This is a genomic window from Flavobacterium sp. UBA4854, assembly GCF_002399805.1.
In the GTDB taxonomy this organism is placed as follows: domain Bacteria; phylum Bacteroidota; class Bacteroidia; order Flavobacteriales; family Flavobacteriaceae; genus Flavobacterium; species Flavobacterium ginsengisoli.
In genome coordinates this window covers 22,523-30,661 of the sequence record NZ_DHEI01000077.1, presented here as the reverse complement: position 1 = coordinate 30,661, position 8,139 = coordinate 22,523, and the positions used below count along the sequence as shown (strand labels likewise).

Below are 8,139 nucleotides of genomic sequence, written 5' to 3'. Positions count from 1 at the left end.
TACAGTTTTCACCTTGACCAATACGACAAAAGTGAAAAGCCAGCAAAAGGAGCTTTTTTTACAAATTACCATGCTCAAAACAAACAGGAATTAGTAGAATATGATTTTGATAAATCGCCTACAATCAATATTCCAGGCGATTGGAATTCGCAGGTTACAGAACTTAAATATTATGAAGGAAATGTTTGGTTTAAAAAGTCTTTCGATTATAATCTAGCAGCTAAAAAGCGTTTGTTTTTGTATTTGGGAGCGATTAATTACAAAGCAGATGTTTATTTAAACGGAAAAAAACTAGGAACGCACGAAGGCGGTTTTACTCCATTTAATTACGAAGTCACTTCTATTGTACAGCCAAAAGACAATTATCTCGTTATAAAAGTAGACAATACGCGTCATAAAGAAGATGTTCCAACGGTGAATACTGATTGGTGGAATTATGGCGGAATAACGCGCGATGTAACTTTAATTGAAGAAGAAGCTTCTTTTGTAGAAGATTATACCGTTCAGCTGAAAAAAGGCAATGCAAATGTTATTTCTGGTTTTATCAAAATCAATAATTTACAGGCTTCACAAAACAGTGTTTCGATTTCGATTCCAGAATTAAAAATTAATTTTAAAGAAAAAGCAAATGCTCAGGGAATTTTAAACTTCGAAATTCCTGCTAAAAAAATCTCGTACTGGTCCCCTGAAAATCCGAAATTGTACGACGTAACAATTGATTTTAACGGACAAAAATTAAAAGATCAAATTGGTTTTAGAACTATCGAAACCAAAGAAGATAAAATTTTGCTAAACGGAAAATCAATCTTTTTGCGCGGTATTTCTATTCATGAAGAAAATGCAAAAGGCGGACGTGCTAATTCTCCCGAAGATGCCTTGCGTTTGTTAAATTGGGCAAAAGAATTAGGTTGCAATTATGTTCGTTTAGCGCATTATCCGCACAACGAAAATATTATTCGCGAAGCCGATAAAATGGGAATAATGGTTTGGGAAGAAATTCCGGTGTACTGGACAGTAGAATTTACAAATAAAAATACCTATCAAAATGCCGAAGATCAATTAACGGCTTCTATCATTAGAGATAAAAATAGAGCTAGCATTATTATTTGGTCAATGGCAAATGAAACGCCAATTTCGGATGCCAGAAATACATTCATTAAAAATTTAGCTTCACACACTAGATCATTAGACAACACAAGATTAATCAGTGCGGCTTTATTGACTAAAAAAGAAACGATCGATGATCCAATTGGTGAAGTTTTAGATGTTGTAGCTTTCAACCAGTATTTGGGCTGGTACGGCGGAAATCTAGAAGATGCTGAAAAAATAGTTTGGAAATCTAAATACAATAAACCTATTGTTGTTTCTGAATTTGGAGGCGATGCTAAAGCTGGTTTACACGGAGAAAAAAATGAACGCTGGACAGAAGAATTTCAGGAATATTTATACATTCAGAATTTAAAAATGATTGAAAAGATTCCACACCTCAGCGGAACAAGCCCTTGGATTCTGGTTGATTTCAGATCTCCAAAAAGATTGCTTCCAGGAATTCAGGACGGTTACAATCGAAAAGGTTTAATTTCAAATGACGGCGAAAAGAAGAAAGCATTTTATATTATGCAGAATTGGTACGATAAGAAGAAAAAAGAATAATAAATTATATGGCCTATTACCAATTCATTAACAAAAAACAGACTGTAAATTATATGATTTTTCTTCATTATTAACTTACTTTGTAGTTATTCTAAAAAATTGTAATCCTATGAAAAAATTTTATTTACTGGCAGTTACGCTATTTGCTGCCTTTACAGTTCAGGCTCAAGATGTGGTGAAATTTGCTCCATTAGACAATAGTCCTGTTGATATTTCTTATTTCCCAAACAAAGCAGTTAAGTTCAAAAAAACAGATAATCCAAATCCGGTTATCAAAGTTCTTTATGCAAGACCTACTGCAAAAGGAAGAACTATTTTTGGCGATGTTGTAAAATTTGGTGAAGTTTGGAGAGTTGGTGCTAACGAAAATACAGAAATCAAATTCTACAAAGAGGTAACTATTGGCGGTAAAAAAGTTCCTGCAGGATACTATAGTTTATTTGCTATTCCAGAAAAAGACAAATGGACTATCATTATCAATAAAGAATTAGATTTATGGGGTAGTTATGCTTATGACGAAAGCAAAGATGTAGTGAGAGTTTCTGTTCCTGTTAAATCTGTAAGCGAAACTATTGAAGCTTTATCTATTGCATTTACAGCTCAAGGTAATATTGCTAATTTAGTTATTGGCTGGGATAAAACAACGGTTGAATTACCTATTACGATTAAATAATAAATCGAATATTTTAAATACAAAAAAGAGACATTGCAAGATGTCTCTTTTTTGTTTATAGCTTCTTAAATAAAATTTTTACAGCGAAATAATTCCCATTACAAAAGCAGTCTGAACTGCTTCTGCCGTATTGGTTACTTTCAATTTTTCGATAATATTCTGTCTGTGTCGTCTTACAGTATAAACCGAAATGTGCATTTCGGCTGCAATTTGTTCGCTTTTGTTTCCTTTTGCAACGCTAGTCAAAACTTCTATTTCTCTTTTTGAAAGTATATTTTCAGTATTGTTTTTATACTTTTCAGATTCAATTACTTGACCTGTTCTAATATTAAAAATCTTTCCTTCAATTCCTGTACGAGGCTGCAAATCTGTTGATGGCAGATACAAGCATAATGCAAGCGAAATACTTCCGTTATTAAACGTGTTTAAATAAATCGTTCGATGATTTATATAGGTAATTTTATCGATAGAATCTTTCATTCTAAGACGGCTCAAAGTGCTGTAATTGCTATATTCTTCTCTCGGAATCTCTTTTAAAAACTGATAAAAATTGAGTTCTAAAACATGACGTTCCACCAAATCTTCTGAATTGATTTTAGTAAAAATACATTCTTCAAAAGCAGAATCAATTTCAGAATTTTCGTCTGGAAGTCCAAAAACCGAACCGAAACTACCTGCATAGATATAACTTTTGTCGGATTGATAATCGGATAAAACAGCTACACATTGTTCTATTTTGACATAATTGACGACGAATTGTTTATACATTTCGATATCATTAGATTCTCCAATTTCAAATTTTTGTTCTAAAAATGTAGTCATTAATTGGTTTTCGATCGAAGAATTCTGTGGCATTTAGAAAGTATAATTGGTTAATTTTACGTATTGCCCCTTTTGTGAAGCAATTCTATTTTTGGAAAATTAAAAATATTACTTTCTATCCCAAAAAAATAATCTATGAAAACATTTTTTTACAACGCCATTATTATACTTAGTCTTTCGGCTTTAACAAGCTGCAATACTAAAAACGAAACTGCAAAAACAACAATGAAAGAAGAAACAAAAACAGATTCTGCATTTGTAAATGGTTCGCCTTGTGATATCAAATTATCTTCTATCCATTTTACAAAAGCAGTAAACGGTGCCGACTCGCTAATTAAGACTGAAGCAAATGAAAAGGTAATTTTTAAAGCTGGTGAAAAATCAGATTACTTTTCTGATCCAGACGGAAAATTGTCTAATACTAGCGCGCCAATGCTTTTATCTAAAGTAGACAATACAAAACCTTTTACGCTTACTGCAAAAGTTACACCTGAGTTTACAGAAAAAGGTTTGTATAATGCTGGTGTTTTATATATTTATGTCAATGACAGTTTCTATCAAAAATTTTGTTTTGAGCAAGACGAAAGAGGCAATCACAGAATTGTAACGGTTCGTACAATGACAACTTCTGATGATAATAATCATGATGTGGTAAAACAACCTTCTGTTTACATGAAAATCTCTTCTGACACTAAAACGGTTGCAAGTTATTATTCGTTAGATAAAAAGAACTGGCAGATGGTTCGTTTGTATAAAAACAACTACCCAAAAGAAATCTGGATGGGAATTAGCACTCAATGTCCTGTAGATAAAGGAACTCAAAGTATTTTTGAGGAAATTAATTTGGAAGAAAAAAGTGTTTCTGATTTTCGTTTAGGAATCTAAGTTTGCTATTTTAAGTTCTTCAATAAAAACAAATTGTTATCATTAAAGTAATTATTTTTTCAAATTGACGTATGATTTATATTACTAAGTTTTGTATTTTTATCTAAAGCAAAATTAATATTACCTAACTTTAAAAATAAACTACATGGGAAAATTTGTAATCACTACTAGAACCAACGGTGAGTTTCAATTCAATTTAAAAGCTGGTAATGGCCAGACTATTCTAACAAGCGAAGGCTACACTACAAAAGCGGCATGTAATAATGGAATTGAATCTGTAAAAAATAACGCAGCTGACGATAATCGTTACGACAGAAAAGAAGCTAAAAACGGAAAACCTTATTTCAATTTAAAAGCTGGAAACGGTCAGATTATTGGTTCTAGCGAAATGTACGAAAGTGTAGCTGCTAGAGAAAACGGAATTGAATCTGTAAAGAAAAATGCTCCTGAAGCTACTATTGATGATCAAACGGCTTAAGACATATTTATAAAAGATAAAAAGCTGTTTCTATTAATTTAGAAACAGCTTTTTTATTGAAAATTAAATTTTGAAATTACTTCTTCAAAGCCTCAATTCCAGCATGAGTTGGAACAACTTGTTTTATGGTTCCATCTGCATTAAATTCTAATTTATCGATGCAGACTTCGCGATGAAAACCTCCGGCGTCTCCCATTTTTATTCCTGTTGGATAAGAGAATCTATGATACGTAATATACCATTCGTCTTTGTTCGGAATTTGTAAAACCGAATTGTGTCCTGTTGCATAAATGCCTTCTTCTGGTTTTCCTTGAATCACGATATTGTTTTCTGGAATTTCAAGCGGTCCAGTCGGAGAATTTGAAATTCCGTATCTCACTTTGTATTTTGGACTTCTCGTATCGTCTTCGCTCCAAAAGAAATAGTATTTTTCGTTTCTGTAGATTACATAAGTTCCTTCTCTAAATGAATTATTTACAGCAATAACTTTCTGCGTTCCAGGTTTTAAAGAAACCATGTCAGGATTTAGCTCAGCCACTCCCATATACATATTCCCCCAATACAAATAGCTTTTTCCTGTTTTAGGATCGGTGAAAACATCTGGATCAATTTCTTGTCCGTCGTGTATTCCTTCTGGTCTTGTAGCTACAATTGCTTTTCCGCTGTCTTTAAAAGGTCCTGTTGGATTGTCAGAAACGGCAACTCCAACTTTTTGCGCAGCTGTGAAATAGTAGAAATATTTATACTTTCCTTTTATCTTTTTCTCAACAATACAAGGCGCCCAAGCATTTCTATTTCCCCACGGAACATCTTTTTTTAGATCTAAAATAATCCCCTCATCTTTCCAATCCACTAAATTATCTGAAGAAAAGGTTTTGAAATAATATCCAGACCAGCCATCAAATCCGTCGCTTGTTGGATAGATGTAATATTTTTTTGTTTTGTTAGAATACAAAATTTCAGGATCTGCATAATAGCCTTCCAGAACTGGGTTATGATTTACTTTTGCAAGTTTTGCAGGTGTTCCCCATTTATCAGTAATTCTTTTTAATTCAGAACGAGTTATCGGTAAAATAGTTCCATGACGCGGATTAAAATCCATTGAAATATCGTTGTCAATTACGCTAAAATTTTCTAGATCTTTTGTTTTTGTAAATTGATATCTTCCTTTAGTGTACACATCGTACATCAAAATATACTCATCTGAATTATTCAATTTAAAAACGCTCGAACCTTCTACTCCATCTTTTGTCTGTTGCAGATAATTATCATTTTCAACCCATTTTCCAGAAGTCAAATCTTTTGTAACTGCCACTTTGATTCCAGGCGTATTGGTTTCTGTTTTATAAAAAAGGTGATATTCTCCATCTTTTTCGATGATATCACCATCAATACAAGCGTTTCCTGACTTTGGAACAAACAATAATTTTGGCTCACTTTCTAAGGCAGTAAAATCTTTATTTGCGTAAGCGTAATAAATTTTATCTGGACCTCCAGCATGTTGCATACTAAAGTAAATCATGTATTTTCCAGCCTTTGCATCGTAAATAGTTTGCGGCGCCCAAACACGTTTTAAGTTTTCATTTCCTGGAAATGTAGTTTGGATATTGACAATGCTGCTTTTCCAATTTACTAAATCAGTACTTTTTAATAAAACCATTGCACGGTTGCTGTCCCAACCTTTTGAAGAAGTCATATCGGTTAGAACCATGTAAAATGTTTTGCCATCGTCTCCGCGTAAGATATGCGGATCGCGAACTCCTCCTGTCGAACTGATTGCTTTACTATCTAAAATTGGTTTATTATTGTTAAGCGCGTAATAATGATATCCGTCACTACTTACGGCATAATTAACTGCTTCTTCTTCGACTTTATTCCCTATAAAATAAACAAATAAATAAGCTGTTAAATCTTTATCGGCAATAACGGGCGGAACTCCTTTTGCTGAATTCTGGGCTTGTAGAGAAGTCGAAAGGCTTAGTAATGATATCAGACAAAAAAATATTCTTTTCATTTATTTTTTACTTTTTAATTGATATAAAATAGAACTGTGAGGTTTTAAGTCAGTTCCAATTTCATTTGATGTAATTTTTGATTTTTCGCCTGTCCACATATTCAAAACTTCAGCCGAACCAGAAATTCCTAAATCAGAAAGGTTTACTGAAACTTTTTGCGAACCGTTATCAGAAATATTAAATAAAGCCAGATAAACACTGCCATCTTTTGGATTTTTTGAAGTGACAGCAATTTTTCCTTCTTTTTGGAAAAGCTGTTTTACATCAGTACTTTGATTGTGCATTTTTACAACTTCTTTATTCGTCAATAATGACAATGTAAAAGCGTCATTACTTGGCAAATCTCCTCCAAAAAACAATGGCGATTTGAAGATATTAAAAAATGTAATCAAAGTATATTGTTCGTCTTTTGTCAAACGCGTCATACGGTCTTCACCTCTTTCTCCTCTAATTGAAATACGTCCTAATGGAATCATATCGCAATCTGGCCATGTTCCCGGCGCAATGTGCGGATACCATTTTTGAGCTACATCCATTAAATGCGTAATATGAGGCCATGTATCCCAAACATCATCAACCATACGCCACATATTAGCATGTGTAGTTACGTGAGGCGCTGCTTCGATTGGTGTTTCTCCAGGCGATGTACTTAAAACAATTTTACGTCCGCATTTGTCGATTGCGTTTCTTATTAAGTTGATTTCGCCTTCGTGATAAGGTCTAGATAAATCATCAATTTTTATAAAATCTACTCCCCATTGCGCGTACAATTCGAAAATAGAATCATAATATTCTTGCGCTCCTGGTTTGTCTGCTACAACAGTATAATTGTCTCTTAACCATTCGCATTGTAATGCTGTAGAATAAACTTGATCTGCAGTGATTCCGTTTGCTCCTTTAATTGGCAGTTTATCTTCGACTGCTTTTTTAGGAATGCCGCGCATAATATGGATTCCGAATTTTAATCCTTTTTTATGAATATAATCGGCTAAAGGCTTAAAACCTTGTCCATCTTTTGCTGAAGGAAAACGGTTAACAGCTGGCAAATATCTTCCGTACTGATCGATTACGTAACGTGGATCTGTTTGGTTATATCCTCCTGCTTTATCATTTTCAACAAACCATCTGATATCGACTACGATGTATTCCCAACCGAATTTCTTCAACTCTTTTGCCATATAATCGGCGTTGGCTTTTACCTCATGTTCTTCAACTGTTGGTCCGTAACAATCCCAGCTATTCCAGCCCATTGGCGGGGTTTGAGCCCATTGTTTGAATTCTTCTTTTTGAAACGTTTTCTTTTGCGCGTTAGTTGCAACAGATAGAAAAAAAGCTCCTATTGTTACTGTAAGTAAGTTTGTAATTTTCATTGTGTTTGGTTATGTGTGGTTTTTACACTTTAAATATAATGAAATTTTATTGTTACCAACGTAAAGAAAACCTAACAGGTTTTTAAAAACTTGTTAGGTTTTTAGATTGATACTTTATTTCACATTAATAGTAACCTCAACAGGCTTTAACCACTGACTTGTAAATTTAACTTTTATAGGCGCTGTAGAATCTCCATTTGCCTGAATATATGCTGCAATATGTCCGTGAAATACACGCTGTAC

7 protein-coding genes are annotated in these 8,139 nt (G+C 33.4%); 4 read left to right on the top strand and 3 right to left on the bottom strand.

The window, feature by feature from the left end; translation table 11 throughout:
- Positions 1-1,653: glycoside hydrolase family 2 protein (locus tag B3J44_RS10810; RefSeq protein WP_286968449.1), on the top strand; the 1,653-nt coding region annotated here is incomplete at its 5' end.
- 109 nt (positions 1,654-1,762) lie between these two features.
- Complete coding sequence (locus B3J44_RS10805) at positions 1,763-2,326, top strand: DUF2911 domain-containing protein (RefSeq protein ID WP_198857447.1); 564 nt, start codon at positions 1,763-1,765, stop codon at positions 2,324-2,326.
- 78 nt (positions 2,327-2,404) lie between these two features.
- Here the strand turns inward: B3J44_RS10805 and B3J44_RS10800 are convergent, their stop codons facing one another.
- A complete protein-coding gene (locus tag B3J44_RS10800) occupies positions 2,405-3,148 on the bottom strand; it encodes a response regulator transcription factor (protein ID WP_286968448.1) in 744 nt (247 codons plus the stop codon).
- Between the two features lie 135 nt (positions 3,149-3,283).
- Between B3J44_RS10800 and B3J44_RS10795 the strand changes: the two genes are divergently transcribed.
- Complete coding sequence (locus tag B3J44_RS10795) at positions 3,284-4,033, top strand: DUF1349 domain-containing protein (protein ID WP_198857449.1); 750 nt, start codon at positions 3,284-3,286, stop codon at positions 4,031-4,033.
- Between the two features lie 145 nt (positions 4,034-4,178).
- Positions 4,179-4,511: a YegP family protein gene (locus tag B3J44_RS10790; RefSeq protein ID WP_198857450.1), complete on the top strand. Its 333-nt coding sequence runs from the start codon at positions 4,179-4,181 to the stop codon at positions 4,509-4,511.
- A gap of 76 nt (positions 4,512-4,587) precedes the next feature.
- Here B3J44_RS10790 and B3J44_RS10785 read toward each other — a convergent pair whose 3' ends face one another.
- Positions 4,588-6,525 (bottom strand): family 43 glycosylhydrolase, encoded by a 1,938-nt coding sequence (locus B3J44_RS10785; protein WP_286968447.1) that lies wholly within the window; start codon positions 6,523-6,525, stop codon positions 4,588-4,590.
- Entirely contained in the window at positions 6,526-7,896 is a 1,371-nt protein-coding gene (locus B3J44_RS10780; protein ID WP_286968443.1) for a glycoside hydrolase family 27 protein, read from the bottom strand.
- Between the last annotated feature and the right edge of the window lie 243 nt (positions 7,897-8,139).